General features: G+C 45.5%; 14 protein-coding genes. 13 read left to right on the top strand and 1 reads right to left on the bottom strand.

The window, feature by feature from the left end; genetic code table 11:
* Positions 1-84: 84 nt before the first annotated feature.
* The 8 genes from DESDE_RS12580 (at position 85) to DESDE_RS12545 (ending at position 8,957) form a co-directional block, all read left to right on the top strand.
* Positions 85-405: a hypothetical protein gene (locus DESDE_RS12580; RefSeq protein ID WP_033422388.1), complete on the top strand. Its 321-nt coding sequence runs from the start codon at positions 85-87 to the stop codon at positions 403-405.
* Positions 406-498: 93 nt separating this feature from the next.
* The gene (locus tag DESDE_RS12575) at positions 499-1,215 is read left to right on the top strand and encodes a ClpP family protease (RefSeq protein WP_172637660.1); all 717 of its coding nucleotides are present in this window, start codon (positions 499-501) and stop codon (positions 1,213-1,215) included.
* Between the two features lie 194 nt (positions 1,216-1,409).
* Complete coding sequence (locus DESDE_RS12570; protein WP_014794402.1) at positions 1,410-3,770, top strand: FtsK/SpoIIIE family DNA translocase; 2,361 nt, start codon at positions 1,410-1,412, stop codon at positions 3,768-3,770.
* Positions 3,771-3,837: 67 nt separating this feature from the next.
* Positions 3,838-4,914, top strand: a complete 1,077-nt coding sequence (gene mnmH / locus DESDE_RS12565; RefSeq protein ID WP_014794401.1) for a tRNA 2-selenouridine(34) synthase MnmH — start codon at positions 3,838-3,840, stop codon at positions 4,912-4,914.
* Positions 4,850-5,635 carry a DUF3388 domain-containing protein gene (locus DESDE_RS12560; protein WP_019850712.1) on the top strand — a complete coding sequence of 262 codons (786 nt, stop codon included), beginning with the start codon at positions 4,850-4,852 and terminating at the stop codon, positions 5,633-5,635. Before mnmH ends, DESDE_RS12560 begins: the two co-directional genes overlap by 65 nt.
* A gap of 23 nt (positions 5,636-5,658) precedes the next feature.
* Positions 5,659-6,441, top strand: coding sequence for a helix-turn-helix domain-containing protein (locus DESDE_RS12555; protein WP_014794399.1), 783 nt, complete (start codon positions 5,659-5,661; stop codon positions 6,439-6,441).
* A 47-nt stretch (positions 6,442-6,488) separates the two neighbouring features.
* Positions 6,489-6,980: a YajQ family cyclic di-GMP-binding protein gene (locus tag DESDE_RS12550; protein WP_014794398.1), complete on the top strand. Its 492-nt coding sequence runs from the start codon at positions 6,489-6,491 to the stop codon at positions 6,978-6,980.
* Positions 6,981-7,034: 54 nt separating this feature from the next.
* Positions 7,035-8,957, top strand: coding sequence for a YgiQ family radical SAM protein (locus DESDE_RS12545; protein ID WP_014794397.1), 1,923 nt, complete (start codon positions 7,035-7,037; stop codon positions 8,955-8,957).
* Between the two features lie 3 nt (positions 8,958-8,960).
* On the opposite strand, the gene DESDE_RS12540 is transcribed toward DESDE_RS12545, so the two are convergent.
* The gene (locus tag DESDE_RS12540) at positions 8,961-9,566 is read right to left on the bottom strand and encodes a hypothetical protein (protein WP_041917269.1); all 606 of its coding nucleotides are present in this window, start codon (positions 9,564-9,566) and stop codon (positions 8,961-8,963) included.
* A gap of 270 nt (positions 9,567-9,836) precedes the next feature.
* On the opposite strand from DESDE_RS12540, the gene rimO reads away from it, so the two are divergent.
* From rimO to DESDE_RS12515, 5 genes are all read left to right on the top strand, one after another.
* Positions 9,837-11,165: a 30S ribosomal protein S12 methylthiotransferase RimO gene (gene rimO / locus DESDE_RS12535; protein ID WP_014794395.1), complete on the top strand. Its 1,329-nt coding sequence runs from the start codon at positions 9,837-9,839 to the stop codon at positions 11,163-11,165.
* Positions 11,162-11,719, top strand: coding sequence for a CDP-diacylglycerol--glycerol-3-phosphate 3-phosphatidyltransferase (gene pgsA, locus DESDE_RS12530; protein WP_014794394.1), 558 nt, complete (start codon positions 11,162-11,164; stop codon positions 11,717-11,719). The genes rimO and pgsA overlap by 4 nt, the downstream gene beginning before the upstream one ends.
* A 227-nt stretch (positions 11,720-11,946) precedes the next feature.
* On the top strand, positions 11,947-12,486 hold the full coding sequence (locus DESDE_RS12525; RefSeq protein ID WP_014794393.1) for a hypothetical protein: 540 nt from the start codon (positions 11,947-11,949) through the stop codon (positions 12,484-12,486).
* A 19-nt stretch (positions 12,487-12,505) separates the two neighbouring features.
* On the top strand, positions 12,506-13,987 hold the full coding sequence (locus tag DESDE_RS12520; RefSeq protein WP_014794392.1) for an AAA family ATPase: 1,482 nt from the start codon (positions 12,506-12,508) through the stop codon (positions 13,985-13,987).
* A 901-nt stretch (positions 13,988-14,888) separates the two neighbouring features.
* On the top strand, positions 14,889-16,136 hold the full coding sequence (locus tag DESDE_RS12515) for a competence/damage-inducible protein A (protein WP_014794391.1): 1,248 nt from the start codon (positions 14,889-14,891) through the stop codon (positions 16,134-16,136).
* The last annotated feature ends 5 nt before the right edge of the window (positions 16,137-16,141 follow it).

Below are 16,141 nucleotides of genomic sequence, written 5' to 3'. Positions count from 1 at the left end.
GTTGTCAAAGGATATTTGCAAAGAAGACAGGTTTTTGGGCGTTATAGATTGGGTTAGGACGACATAGGGATGAGTAGAGGGGGAATGGGAGTGGTTCTCATAGTTTTGAATTTGATGTTCGTCTGTCTGCTCAATATTCCGTTTGGTTATTGGCGGGAGAATGTAAAGAAGCTTTCCGTACAATGGTTTATGGCGGTCCATTTTCCGGTGCCTTTTGTTGCCCTGCTGAGAAATCATTTGGAATTATCCGGGGCCTTAACACTCTTACTTTTTGTGGCTGCTTATTTCATGGGACAATACCTTGGCAGCAGATTATCCAGGGAGTTCCGACATTATGGAAAAGTCAGCTCATCCTTGGCTCATGACTTAATTCGCCGCTCTTGGATTATAATCATAGGAAGATGAAGGATGCAGGAAGGTTGGCCTGCATTTTTTTATGGGCAAATCTCCATAATAGTATCAGGCTGGTTAATCGGTCTTTTGAGAATTGGGAAGGAAATGCAGACGTTGTCGGAAGGAGTGCACCTTGTGAGAAATGAAAATCAAAATGAACCCATAAATCCGGAGGTCCAGACCTTAAAAGAGCTGGGCCAGATTCGTATCCCTGAACCTTCAGAGAGCATTTATTGTCTGACCGTCGTCGGTCAGATTGAAGGACATCAGGTTCTTCCCGCTCAGTCGAAGGCCACCAAATATGAACATGTCATTCCTCAATTGTTCGCTGTAGAGCAGAATCCAAAGGTAGAAGGGATATTGCTGATTTTAAATACGGCCGGAGGGGATGTAGAGGCTGGGTTAGCCATATCTGAGCTGGTGAGCAGTTTAAGCAAACCCAGTGTCTCCATCGTTTTGGGGGGCGGGCATAGTATTGGAATTCCTATAGCTGTAAGCTGTGATCGCAGCTTTATCTCGCCCACGGGAACCATGACTTTGCACCCCATACGCTATACGGGGTTAGTGATCAATGGCCATCAGCAGTTTGAGTATTTACAAAAAATGCAAGAGAGAATTAATCGCTTTATCCTCCAACATTCAAAGATAACGGAAGAGCAGCTAAAAAAGCTCATGTTTGCAACAGGTGAATTAGCGCAGGATATTGGGACCATTTTAATCGGGCAGGACGCCGTAGAAATTGGACTGATTGATGCTGTTGGAGGGCTAAAGGAAGCCCATGAAGAATTAAAGCGGCTAATCGCTGAAAAGCGTGAAAGTTAAATTTACGATTAAATCGGCTTAAGAGCCGATTTTTTGTTATAATTTAAAGATGACAAGCATAGTGGAACAGGGAAAAATTCCCTTTGCGTAGAAATAAATAATACATAAAGCTTGGCATGAATCGGGATGAATCTTCTCACCATGCTCTCGTGAGAGGACTTCCTAAGTATAAAGAATGATGTGAGGGATGTTTTTTGGCTAGGAAGAAAAAGAAGATGACGGTAAAGAAAAAGGGTTTTCTTAAAGATAATGTCCGCCATGAACTTATAGGCATTGTGGCCTTGGGATTGGCGGTATTGGGCATTGTGGCCCTATACTCCGGAAGCAATGGTGTTGTAGGTGGCAAGATCAAAGAAGGCTTAACCATGCTGGCCGGCAACGGCCGGGTATGGCTGCTTCTCATGCTGGGTGCTTGGGGAATCGCTTATATGAATCTTAAACATATAAATAACCAATGGAGAACGGTGGGAGTTCTCTTATTATGGTTAGCTTTTGAAGGACTATTGCATTTTCAACTCCCGGGGATTGAGGCTTTTGATCACGAGACTATGTTCGATGAAGGCATGGCAGGTCACGGAGGAGGACTAATTGGCGCACTGATAGCCATAACCCTGAAAAGCTCAGTGGGTATTTCCGGAGGGTATGTGGTGCTCATTGTCATAGCACTCATCGGAGCATTGCTGGTAACGAACCGTTCCCTCATCGGAGGTCTGCAGCAGGTTCAAAAGGCCGGCAAAGAATCAGGACGTTGGGTCAAAAACCATGTAGAAGATTTCATCTATGTGATTCAGGATTCTGAAGAGAATCCTGAAGAGGTAGTTCCTAAAGAGCCCATGGAAAAGAGGCCTTTAAAGAAGAATGTCAAGAAGAAAGAGACAAAAGCGACAACGGAGCCTTTAAAAGTGCTGGAACCTGAACTGGTGGAGCGGCCGGTAATTATTAAGACTCTTCAGGATATGGCGGACCATACCGGGGAGGAAGAGAAGCCTCTTTCCGATAGTCCAATGATGCAAACCGTACTCCCTTTTGCCGAGGAAAAGAAGCAAAAAAATCTTCCTCCGGGCAAGGTCACAGGGACGCCTGTTTCCAGGCTGGCCCAAAAGGAGAGCGGCGATTTTCAACTTCCTAATTTTACTCTTCTTAATAAAACCATGAAGGTGAAAAATCCTCGTATTAATAAGGATTTGGCGGATAATGTGAAGATTCTTGAAGATACCCTGGAAAGCTTCGGGGTTAAGATTAAAGTCACCCATGTGACCCAGGGACCGGCCATTACCCGCTATGAAGCTCAGCCTGCACCCGGGGTCAAGGTTAGCAAGATTACGAACTTATCCGATGATATCGCTCTGAGCTTAGCCGCTACCGATGTACGTATCGAGGCTCCTGTTCCGGGAAAATCCGTAGTGGGAATTGAGGTGCCTAATAAAGAGATAGCGACGGTGCATTTTCGGGAAGTACTGGAGACTCCGGAGTTTCAGAATTCCCCCAGTAAGCTGACGGTAGTTCTGGGAAAAGATATTACAGGAAGTCCTATTGTCGCGGATTTAACTAAAATGCCTCATTTATTAATTGCCGGTGCCACAGGTTCGGGAAAGTCCGTCTGTGTCAATACTCTGATTAATAGCATTTTGTATAAGGCCAGACCGGATGAGGTAAAATTTTTATTGGTGGATCCGAAGATGGTGGAACTGACCAATTATAATGGAATCCCTCATCTGATCTCGCCGGTGGTAACGGACCCGAAAAAGGCGGCAGGGGCCTTAAAATGGATTGTCACCGAAATGGAGACCCGTTACGAGCTTTTTGCCGCGGCGGGAGTAAGGGATATCGTACGCTATAATTTTCTGCGCACCCAGGAAAAGAAAGAGGATGCGCCGCCCCTTCCCTATGTGGTGGTGATTATCGATGAGTTGGCGGATCTCATGATGGTAGCCCCCGGAGATGTGGAAGATTCGATTTGCCGCTTAGCTCAGATGGCACGGGCAGCGGGAATCCATCTCTTGATTGCCACCCAGCGTCCATCGGTGGATGTTATTACTGGTTTGATCAAAGCCAATATTCCTTCCCGGATTGCTTTCGCTGTGTCTTCTCAGATTGATTCGCGAACCATATTGGATATGAACGGGGCGGAAAAACTCTTAGGCCGCGGGGATATGCTTTACTATCCTATGGGGGCCAGCAAGCCCATAAGGGTGCAAGGATGCTTCCTGGCTGACAAGGAAGTGGAAAATGTGGTCCTCTTCCTGCAGAATCAGGCTAAACCGGAATATCAGGAGATTCCCAACATTGAGCTGGGAATGAATAAACCGGCGGAAGATGCCGGAGATGAGCTGTTTCATCAAGCGGCCCTGCTCTTTATCGAAGCAGGGAATGCTTCCGTCTCTTTATTGCAAAGAAGGCTCCGCATCGGCTACACCCGGGCGGCCCGCTTGATGGACCTGTTGGAAGAAAAAGGGGTCGTGGGCGGATATGAAGGATCAAAACCCCGGGAAGTTTTGCTGACCAAGGGGCAATTTGAGCAAAAGTTTGGTTTGGAAGAAGAAGAGATAGGGTAATAGTTGCACATTTTGTCGAGAGGATTTATGATAATAAAGGAGAATAGTATAATTTAGAGGCAATAAAATGATTCATGATATAACTATTGAAGAATTGCGAAAAATTAAAGATATAGTTCTTTTGGATGTTCGTTCTGAAAATGAATATGAGGAGGCCACAATACCTGGTGCTCTGAATCTGCCTCTATTTAATAATGAAGAACGAGCTATGATTGGGACAACTTATGTACAAATCTCTCCCGCTTTGGCCAAGGAGCAAGGATTGGCTATAGCCGGTCCTAAATTGGATGGGCTTTATAACCAAGCCAGACAATGGTCAAATGGCCGGCCTGTGGCGCTTTTTTGTTGGCGGGGGGGGATGAGAAGCAAATCCTTAGCTACAGTTTTTGCTCTGATGGGCTTGTCTGTTTACCGTTTACAAGGGGGATACAAGGCCTATCGTCATTTGGTTAATGATTACTTTACTCAAGAGTTTCCCTTTAAAGTTGTTGTGCTGCGGGGAAATACGGGTGTAGGTAAGACAGAACTATTGAAACGCTTAAGGGCTGATGGCTATCCGGCCATTGATTTGGAGAATATAGCGAATAATAGGGGCTCTGTATTCGGCTCCGTTGGTTTGGGTTCTGCCCCTTCACAAAAGTCTTTTGAGTCCGCTTTATATGAACGGCTTAGGGAAGTGGAGCATTTTCCTTACATCATAGTCGAATGTGAAAGTAAGCGAATTGGCAGAATCAATTTGCCTTCAAGTGTATATGAAGCTATGAATGCGGGTCCCCAGATCTTGGTCTATGATTCCATTCATAACCGGATTGAGCGCTTAATCAAAGAATACACCAGCTACCCTAATGCCACCCTTGAGATTAAGTCGGCTCTGGGGCGTCTGACGAAAAACCTGGGACATAATAAGATTGCTCAGTGTCATTCTTTGCTTGAACTAGGGAATTTAGAAGAGTTCACTGAAGAAATGCTAAACTATTACGACGCTCTTTATTCCTATCCTAACCATCCCAGCGATGATTATGATTACTCAATAAGCCATGAAGATCCTGATAAGGGGATCAAAGAATTGGAGGATTACCTTGATCACTGGTCGGGTATACCCGGAAGAACAACTCTACCTGGAATACGTGATACAGCAAAATAAACCTGGCTTGCTGGGTGCTGTCTCCACATTATTGGGAATGCTTGAGATCAATATTTTGACCGTCAATGGAATTGGGAAAGATCGCCGGGGATTTTTGCTTCAGTACCCATCCCAGGACAAAGTCCAAGCCCTTAACTCGGCTTTGGCATATGTTGACTCTATTCAGGTAACGGCTTTCCGATCTCCGACACTCTTTGATCGTCTGGCATTACGTCATGGGCAGCGTTTGGATATGGCGGAAAGCGACCCGCCAACCTACCATTTTATTAGGGAAGAATTAGGATTGCTTGTGGACTTTTTAGGGGATACTTTAAAGGAAGGCGGAAATCAATTCATTGGTATCCGAGGGGTTCCCCGGGTTGGAAAAACGGAAGCAGCGATCAGCGCTTGCGTTTACGCCAACAAAAAATGGATACTCCTTTCTTCTACTATAATCCGGCAAACCTTGCGTACAACCCTTATGCTGGACGAAGCCGAGGATTCGGTGTTTTTGATTGATGGGATGACAAGCACCTCCCGTGGAGATGATGCTCACTGGCAATTATTAAACCGGGTGATGGAATTACCTACACCAAAGATCATCGAGCATCCTGATGTTTTTTTGCGTGATGGTCATATTAAGAGAGAACTTGATTTTATCATTGAGATTCGTAATCAACCTCAAGATGAGATTAGGATTGACGATGTAGCAATTAGTTTTTCTTCTTTTGATATTAGTTAAAACACAAAGAGGGAGGGTTTATCATGGCAGGAGAGGGACAAATCCTTCGCAACGCTCGTGTGGATAAAGGGTGGAGCTTAACCCAAGCTGAAGAAGTTACCAAAATCAGAATCCGCTATCTGGAAGCTTTGGAAGAAGAAGCGTATCATATTTTACCTGGCGCCACCTATACTAAAGGGTTTTTAAGAACGTATGCCAAGCATTTGGGAATAAGCCCGGAGGAGGTTTTGGAACGTTATAATGCCTCAGAGCAACAACCGGAAAAACCGCTGATAGTTGAGCCTGTTCCACCACCCCGCAAGAAACCTCAATGGATTAAGCCCGCTCTTGTGGCAATCACCGGAGTAGTTGCTCTTGTGGTCGTTATCGGAATCGCTTCTTTGAGCAAGCCTCAAGGTACCAATATTGCTCCGGAAAATATCATCACTCCCTTGCCTACTGCGCCTCAAGAAGAAATAGCCCAACAACCGGAGAATACCCCACCGGTCCAAACCCCTCCGCAAAATCCCCAAAATGTTATCGCCCAGGAAAATGAGGATGTGGTGGCACAGCTGGTATTTAGTCAGCCATGTTGGATTCGGGTCAATGTAGATGGTCAGTTTGCTTTTGAAGGAACCTTTACCCAGGGGGCCACTAAAGAGCTGAGAGCAAAGGAGCAAATTGAACTTGTTACTGTCGGCAATGCCGGTGGTCTTACCGTAACACTTAACGGCAAGGCTTGGCCAAGCCTTGGGGCTCAGGGACAGGTGGTTCATAATATCATTCTTAAGAAGGACACCGAAAGTCAAGTCAGCTTAGTGCCCTGAGATCTTGTGCTGACTTTAGGTATCATACTATAAAAGGAGAGAGATTCGTGGCGAAGGATTCATCATTTGATATTGTTTCTAAAGTGGAAATGCAGGAAGTAACCAATGCAATTCACCAAGCGCAAAAGGAAATTGAACAGCGTTTTGATTTTAAAAACAGTAAATCTTCCATTGAGCTGCAGGATGAAAAGATCATCTTGGTTTCCGATGACGATTTTAAACTCCGTAACGTCATAGAGATTTTAGAGAGTAAACTCGTTAAGCGGCAAATCTCCCTTAAAGCCTTAGACTATGGCAAAGTTCAGCCGGCAGCCGGAGATACGGTCCGCCAGGAAGTAAAGCTTGTTCAGGGAATATCCCAGGATAAAGGAAAAGAAATCAACAAGATCATCAAAGACAGCAAAATCAAAGTATCCAGTTCTATCCAAGGGGATCAGGTCCGTGTAACGGGTAAGAACAGGGATGATTTGCAGGCGGTCATCGCCTTGTTGCGCAAGCAGGATCTGGGTATCGACCTTCAATTCATCAATTATCGTTAAATGAATTCACACCTCCCACAACTGTGGGAGTTTTTGATTTTTCTACTTTAAGGAGTGAGCCCGATTAAAATCCCTCAATTTCTGCCTATTACTAAGAAGGATATGAAAAAACGAGGCTGGGAAGAGCTGGATTTCCTGCTTATTACAGGAGATGCCTATGTGGATCATCCCAGCTTTGGCATTGCTATAATATCCCGTGTTCTGGAGAAGCATGGCTATAAAGTTGGAATTATAGCCCAGCCCAATTGGCGTGATGTTCAAGCGTTTCAAGTCTTGGGCAGGCCCCGCCTGGCCTGCCTCGTCTCCGGTGGGAATCTCGACTCTATGGTTAACCATTATACTGCAGCTAAGAAACGGCGTCATAGAGATGTCTATTCCCCGGGAGGTAAGGCAGGATTGCGTCCCGATCATGCCACCATTGTCTATGCCAACAAGGTCCGTGAAGCTTTTCCGGGGTTGCCTGTCATTATTGGCGGTATTGAAGGCTCTTTAAGACGATTTGCTCATTATGATTTTTGGAATGATAAGGTTAAACGGTCCGTGCTCTTGGATAGTCAAGGAGATTTGCTTGTATTTGGGATGGGTGAAAAGGCTATTGTCGAGGTGGCCAATGCCTTAAAAGACGGTATTCCCATTGATGCGATTCAAGGGGTCAGAGGGACCATGGTTCCTTGGAAAAAAGATATTCCGGAAGAAGTGATACAGCTTCCTTCCTTTCAGGATGTGGTTGAGGATAAGAGGAACTATGCGGAAAGCTTCTGGGTGCAGTATAACCAGCAGGATCCCTATTATGGCAAAGCGATGTACCAAAGCCATGGGCATGAAGGAATTATCCAGTATCCTCCGGCCTATCCTTTGACTCAATCCGAGATGGATGGAGTATATGCTCTACCCTATGTAGGTACCTATCATCCTATCTACGAGAAAGCAGGCGGGGTACCTGCCATCGAAGAAGTAGAATTCAGTCTGGTCAGCTCCCGGGGATGTTATGGAGGGTGCTCCTTCTGTGCCCTGACCTTCCATCAGGGACGTATCGTCCAAGGGCGGAGTGCGGAGTCCATCGTCAGAGAAGCTGAGCAGTTGACCTGGAGTCCACGATTTAAAGGATATATCCATGATGTAGGAGGACCCACGGCCAATTTCCGCCGCCCGGCCTGCAAAGCCCAACTTAAACGCGGGGCATGTTCCAACAAGCAATGTCTCTTTCCTTCCCCTTGCGCCAAGGCGGATGTGGATCATACAGAATATATTGAGCTCCTGCGCAGATTGCGCGGTCTGCCTAAAGTAAAAAAAGTCTTTGTCCGTTCCGGGATTCGCTATGATGCGGTTTTGGCGGATAAAAATACTTCCTTTTTGCGTGAACTGTGTGAGCATCATGTGAGTGGGCAGCTTAAAGTTGCTCCCGAACATATCAGTGACAAGGTATTAAAGAGGATGGGGAAGCCAGGTAAAAAAGTCTATGAACGTTTTGTTGATGATTTTAAAAACATCAATGAAACGCTCGGGAAAAAGCAGTATTTGGTACCCTATCTCATGTCCTCCCATCCGGGCAGTGGCTTAAGAGAAGCTATAGAACTGGCGGAATATGTTCGGGATATGGGGGTCAACCCGGAACAGGTTCAAGACTTTATTCCTACTCCAGGAAGTCTATCCACCTGTATGTATTACACAGGGTTGGATCCCCGCACCATGGAAAAGGTTTATGTACCTCGCACCATGGAAGAAAAGGCCATGCAAAGAGCCTTAATTCAATACCGGAATCCTAAGAATTACGACTTAGTGGAGAAGGCGCTGAAGTTGGCCCATCGGGAGGATCTCATCGGTTATGGTTCTCAATGCCTTATCCGTCCTCGCTCTCAGCACAAAAAAAGCCCTGGTTCCGTCGCAAAAAGCTCTCCTTCTGCCTCTCTGTCCCGTGGCAAAAAGAGAACTGATGTAAAGGGAAAATCCAGGGTTAAGTCCAGGCATAAAGGGTGAGCCTTAATCACATACCTCCCCGAACTCTTCTATCAGCATGTCCTCAACTTCTTCCATTTTTACAGTCCCCAGCTCTTTCTGAAAAGAAGGTTCGAGTTCGATATATTTTTCGTAGGTTAATTCCTCGTCCTCCTCGATAAATTTGGAGAAGGAAAAGAAAATCCCGTCCTTGCTTTCTTCGAGGCGCTTCAGAATATAATACTCCGAGGGGTCTAATTTGCTTTGCAAAACAAGAGCATCTCCGTTTATCACGAAGAGAACTTGAGCATCTTCATAAGAGCGGCGATAGAACTTCCAGATGAACCCTTGGATAAGTGAATCTTGATATCCGATGGTGTCATCCTCTCCAGAGGTTTTCCAGGAGAATACGATGGAAAGCACCTCTCTTGCTTCCATTTCTTCGGCTAATTCATCAAGACGGGAAGCCACAGCAGAGGGAATGCGATATTCGTCGCACATGGAACTTCCACAGGAATAGACAGGTACATTGATGACTTTACCAGCGCCATGGTTCAGGGCGATGGGAAGGGTGCGGGAGGTTAAAAAACCTGTATCCCCACATCCGCATTGATCCACAGGTGAAAGAGTATCGTTCAACAAACCGAGCACCTCGCAATGATTATTGATGAAAGTCCATAGAGCTTACTCACATCATTCTACTTTAATCCAACGGAAAACAAAAGATAAGTGTAGAAAAGATCTTCTTTATAGTTTACCACATTTTACCTGGAAAATCATTTTCCTAAGACTGGCAATTCTCCATAATTAGTTTTGACACTTGGGGAAATATTAGTTTATACTAGATTAGTAATTACACATAAATAAAGATTTTAAGTCAAGGTAATCTTAGAAAAATGATACTATGCAGAGGTGCAAGCATTGAATAAAAAAGTTGCTATTGTGACTTTAGGATGTCCGAAAAACCAAGTCGATAGTGAAATCATGACCGGTCATATGATGGAAAAATATCAGGTCGTGACTGAGCCGGAGCAAGCGGATATTATTATTATTAATACCTGTACTTTTATTGAAAGTGCCAAGGCTGAATCCATCGATACAATTCTCCAGATGTCTCAATATAAGGGCGAAGGACAGTGCAAGACTCTTGTGGCTACAGGGTGCTTAGCTCAACGTTACGGAGATGAGCTTTTAGCTGAGATTCCCGAACTGGATGGAATCATGGGGACTGGGAATATCTCAGAGATTCTGCAGACTCTAGAGGAAGCAGAGAAGAGTAAGGTTAAGAAGATAAGTGCTGAGGCCCCGGCCTTTATCTATGATGAAACTATGCCCAGGGTCCGCTTAACTCCTAAGCAGTATGCCTATGTCAAGGTGGCTGAAGGGTGCGACAATTATTGCACTTATTGCATCATTCCTCATGTGCGGGGGCATTTTCGTAGCAGAAAACAAGAGTCCATCCTTCGTGAGGTGGAAGCCATGGCTTCCGAAGGAGTTAAAGAAGTTTTACTGATCGCTCAAGATACTACCCGTTATGGAAAAGATCTCTATGGCGAGTATAGGTTGCCTTCCTTGATCAAAGAGATTGCCAAGATTGAAGGAATAGAATGGATCCGCCTCATGTACTGTTATCCGGAATTGTTCACTGATGAACTGATCACGGTTATGAAGGAAACTCCAAAAGTTTGCCGTTATCTCGACCTTCCTCTTCAACACGCTCATAATAAAGTATTAGCTGAAATGAATCGGAGAGGTACTATTCAAGAAGCTGAAGGATTAATTGAAACATTACGTCGGGAAATGCCTGATATTCGTCTTCGCACAACCATGATCACCGGGTTTCCCGGGGAAACTGAAGAAGAGTTTCAAACTGTTTTGGATTTTGCCAAGAGAATTCGCTTTGAACGCTTAGGGGCATTTGCCTATTCTCAAGAAGAATCCACTCCTGCCGCCAAGAGGGAAGATCAGGTGCCAGAGGAGATTCGCGAACAGCGACGTGATGAACTGATGAGACTGCAGTACGACATCGCTTACGAGCAACAGCAGAGGTGGGTGGGGCAAACCCTAAAGGTCCTTATCGAAGAAAAATTGCCGGATAAACGCTGGGTTGGTCGCAGCGAAGGGGATGCTCCGGAAATCGACGGTTTAGTCTATGTTCATTCCCCAGGAGAACTTGAGATTGGAGACTTTGTCCAGGTTAAGATTAGGGAAGCAGATAGCTATGATTTAGTGGGAGAGGTTGTGCAGTGAATTTACCCAATCAACTCACCTTAGCGCGGATAATATTAATACCCATATTTATGGCCTTGTTACTCATACAATTTCCTAAAGGTCAGCCGATTTTTCCTCATCAGGATTTTGTGGCAGCGATGATATTCATCCTGGCAGCTACGACGGATGGATTGGATGGCTATATTGCACGTAAAAGAGGCCAGGTTACAGTCCTTGGGAAATTTATGGACCCGCTGGCAGATAAGCTTTTAGTTTCGGCAGCATTAATTGCTCTTGTGGACTTAGGGGATGTGCCGGCGTGGATTTGCTGGACCATACTAGCCCGGGAGTTTGCAGTGACAGGATTAAGAGCCATAGCTTCTGCTGATGGAACCGTGATTGCAGCCAGTAAACTAGGCAAGATCAAAACCGTATCTCAGGTCTTGGCTATTTCTCTGATTCTGCTTCATGATTGGCCGTTATCTCTCTTTGATATATATCTAGGGCAGCCCTTTCTCTATGTAGCCCTTTTCTTTACGATTATTTCAGGTGTGGATTATTTAGTAAAATCAATGAAGTTTTTGAAGAAATAGAAATAACAATGAACAGCAGGGTTTTCCAAGGGTTGGAAGACAATGCTGTTTTTTGTATTATTGGCACGAATTGGATATAAGTGCAACCCGTCATCCGTGCTATAATATTGGAGTGAATTAGTATATACCTGGTGTTATACTCGTGTTTGCATCACCAACCGGATAAGAGTACACGCTGGGATAGTATTGCATTATAAGATTATAAAAATAAAGATCGGAGGCGCTTTATGACGAAGCAGCGGCTCACCATCATCAGCTTAGTAAGTATACTTATTTTTGGCTTATTATTAAGCGGCAAGCTTTTATATGAAAATAAATGGCTCGAAGGTTCTTTAATTAAGGAAAGTCAACAGATTTCAGGGGTAATATCTGCTGAGATATTGAATAGACAAGGGGCTTCTGAAATGTTGGTCAATACCGGTCAGGTAAGTAATCTGCAAACTATTTGCACTCAGTTGAAGACTATTTCCGGAGCACGTCCAATTCGTCTGGCGGATCAACGAACTCCTGAATTGGAAGAGATCTATCAGCAGATGCAATTTGCTATTCAAGAGGGTATGGCCATGGGAAATTTCACGCAAATGCGGGAAACCCTTACGACACAGGCGGAGCAGGCCGGAGTGATTATGAGCCTGGCCATGGATAACGAAGCCATCTATCTCGTTTTGACTAAAGGAGAAAATCAATTGGTTTCTGTTATAGAGAGACATGGACAGGGAATATTCCTTCCCAGTGTCGGAGGGGATTATAAAACTATGAACCAATAGGTGGGAAGGGGGAGAGGGAATGGGATTGGCTAAAGATATAGCAGCCGGGGTTGGACTAGGATTGTTTTTTTATCTTTGGGTTTCCGGTTATAATGTTTTGCCCATTGGATTTTTGGTGCTTTTGGCCGTTATGTTTTGGAAGTTTATCCCCCGACCTATGGTAGGAGGATCTGAAAAAGGGGTCCGGATTTCCGGCGGCACAGTTGATTTTGAAGATATAGGCGGTCAGAATGCCGCTAAAAAAGAACTGCAGGAGGCCCTGGACTTTCTCTTATACAGTGAACGCATGAGGGAACTGGGGATTCGGCCTCTGAAAGGTATCCTTTTATCCGGTCCGCCGGGAACTGGAAAGACCTTATTGGCTAAGGCGGCGGCTCGTTATACGGATTCTGTTTACTTAGCCGTTTCAGGCAGTGAGTTTGTGGAAATGTACGCAGGTGTGGGAGCGGAGCGGGTAAGGAAACTCTTCAAAAAGGCAAGAGAGACGGCTAAAAAAGAAAAGAAAGATCGGGCAATAATTTTTATTGATGAGATGGATATTCTTGGAGCTAAGCGAGGCAGCAATGTCTCCCACCATGAATACGATCAGACTCTCAACCAGCTTCTGGTGGAAATGGATGGGCTGGGAAACAGTGAACAAGGTTCCCAAATTTTAGTTATTGCTGCCACTAACCGTGCAGAAGCACTGGATCCGGCTCTTTTGCGTCCGGGGCGTTTTGATCGTCAGGTCAAGGTGGACTTACCGGATAAAGAAGGGCGTTTAGCCATCCTCACTATTCATACTAAAAACAAACCTTTGGCTCCCTGTGTGGATCTGGAGCAGATTGCCCAAGAAACCTATAATTTTTCCGGTGCTCATTTGGAAAGCGTAACCAATGAAGCGGCAGTCTTTGCTCTAAGGAATGATGCTCAGGAAATTAACATGTCTCATTTCCGGGAAGCGGTTGAAAAAGTTCTCTTAGGAGAAAAACTGGATCGCAAGCCTACGGATGAAGAATTACAGCGGGTGGCTATCCATGAGGGGGGCCATGCCTTGCTTGCCGAACATGTACGGCCTCATTCAGTGTCGCAAATCTCTATTCGCTCCCGGGGTAATGCTTTGGGCTATGTTCGTCACTATCCTAAAGATGATTTGTATCTTTATACCCAGGCCATGATTGAAGAACAGATTATGGTTGCCCTTGCCGGTGCCATAGCCGAGGAAGCCATCCTGGGTACGCGAAGTACCGGCGCAGCCGGTGATTATGAACAAGCCCTGCATATGGTGGAGAAAATGCTAGCCTCAGGAATGTCCACCCTCGGAGTCGTGGATGTGGCGAAATTAGGTGCTGAACAGCGTCAACAAGTCACTGGCGAAATACTTGAACAATTGGAGGAGAGGACCCGTCAGATTATCCTGGAGAGGAAGGGCCTCCTTGAGAAAGTAGTTCAGGTATTAAAAATTGAAGAAGTTCTTGATGGAGAAAGACTTCGCCTGCTTATTGAAGAGAATGCAGCTTAATCCATTACTCATGGGATCCTGGAAGACAGGATCTCTTTTTTCTGCTCTGAAAAAGGCTCGAAAGCTGATTCTCCAGGATTTTGCTTTCGGCGTTCACTCTATAAGCTGCGCGGAGCAATCTAATCACTCAAGACCTCCGCTGCGTCGGGTCCACCTGCGCCGCTAAGCAGTCTCTGTGGCATGGCGGCTTGGGCGAAACCCTCGCCCGGGTTTCGTGCCCAAATCGCTCCTGCTCAATGGGCGGTTGGAAACGTCCTGTTTCCAACCCGACTCCGCTACAGTCTTTTCGCGAAGATTGCTTACCTGCTCGCTTAGAATCCGTTCTCTGCCTTAAAGCAAAATCCTTGGGCTACCTTTCGGGCTTGAGCGGCGCAGCTACCCGACCTGGATCAAGCGTTCATCTCTGCTGGTGCTATCCCGCGGTATGGTCGATTACTCTGAAAAAGACCCCAAAGCAGAGTCAACAAAGACCTGGAAGCGTAGCTTTATGCACAAGAGCGAAGGATTTTCACTGTGTATAAGGCAGCTAAGGCTTCTGCTTCGCTTCACTCACCATAAGCCAAGCTTTCTTTAAGCGGAAGGGCGGTCGGGTTAACGAGGCTTTCTTAACATTGCGTAGCCATGGTTCACATCAGGTATTGCCCTAAGGTTTGGCGGAGCAGTTAAGAAAGCGGGTTGACCTGCCCCGGAGCTACTGAGTGAGCACTGTGCGTAAAGCTACACGACCCGGATAGCTTTTTCATTCTCTGTCGGTGCTGTGGCAGCGGCATGGAGAAAATTATTTGATTAAGACTTTACTCTATCAGAGAGGATAAGTTTTCGAAAGAAGAGAAATAATTTAAAGGAATTATTTTAATATCTACTTATATTTGCGTTTGTAGAGGGAGAGTGATAAAATATCATGAAAGCTGAAATTGTTGCAACTGGAACGGAAATACTATTAGGACAGACCTTAAATACGAGTGCACACTATCTTACAGGAAAGTTATCTGAATTAGGAATTGAAGTGGATTACCATACGACGGTTGGAGATAACAAAGAACGGTTGAGAAAGGTAATCCTACAAGGAATAGAACGATCGGATCTGCTTATGATTACCGGAGGGACAGGGCCAACGGAAGACGATCTCTCCAAGGAACTCATTGCGCAGATTTTTGGATTAAACATGATTCTTGATCCGCCTAGTCACGAAAAGATTCAAGAGTTTTTCGCCATAAGAGGCAGCGAAATGCCTAAGGCGGAAGAGAAACAAGCATACTTTCCTGAAGGATCTCAAATTCTTCCCAATCATTTTGGGACAGCACCAGGGGCTATTGTCCAAAAGAATAATAAGACCATCATCCTCTTGCCGGGCCCTCCATCGGAAATGGAGCCTATGTTCAAGAGCTATGTATGGCCATTTTTGGAGCGAATAGCTCAAGGAGATTCTGCGAGAATGTACGTTCGAGTGATGAAGGTTGTGGGCTTGGGGGAGTCGGAGTTGGAAGAGCTACTCCGAGATTTCATGGGAAGGCATGATCCCAGCATGACCTTGCTTTGCAAGCATTCTGAAATGCATATCCGCTTAGTGGTGAGAGGGAATGCCGATGAAGCCGCAGGGATTCTCGCTCAAGCTGAAAGCGTGATTCGTGAGCGACTCGGGGATAAGGTATTCGGAACGGATGAGGATACCATGCTTGAACTTGTCAGTAGGGGATTGAAGGAACATCGGTTGACTCTTGCCACGGCGGAATCATGTACGGGTGGACTATTGGGTGCACAGCTTACCCAACAGCCTGGAAGTTCGGATTTCTATCTGGGTGGAGTCATCAGTTATTCCAACGCTCTGAAGGAAGGTTTTTTGGGAGTGAGTTCCCAGACCTTGTGCCAATATGGTGCTGTCAGTGCTGAGACAGCACGGGAAATGGCCGTAGGTATCCGAAATCGTACCCAAGCAGATCTTGGCATTAGTATTACTGGAATTGCCGGACCCGGAGGAGGAAGCCAGGAAAAGCCTGTTGGATTAGTCTATATTGGCTTAGCTACTTCGGAAGGTATCAAAGCGCATAAGTTTCAGTTTCATGGAGGCCGTGATTCAATTCGTCAGCTGGCTGTTCAAGCTGCCCTGGATTGGATTCGCCGTTATATGTTGAATATTGAAAGGGGTTAACTATT

The organism is Desulfitobacterium dehalogenans ATCC 51507 (assembly GCF_000243155.2).
Taxonomy (GTDB): domain Bacteria; phylum Bacillota; class Desulfitobacteriia; order Desulfitobacteriales; family Desulfitobacteriaceae; genus Desulfitobacterium; species Desulfitobacterium dehalogenans.
This window is presented reverse-complemented; position numbering and strand designations above follow the sequence as displayed.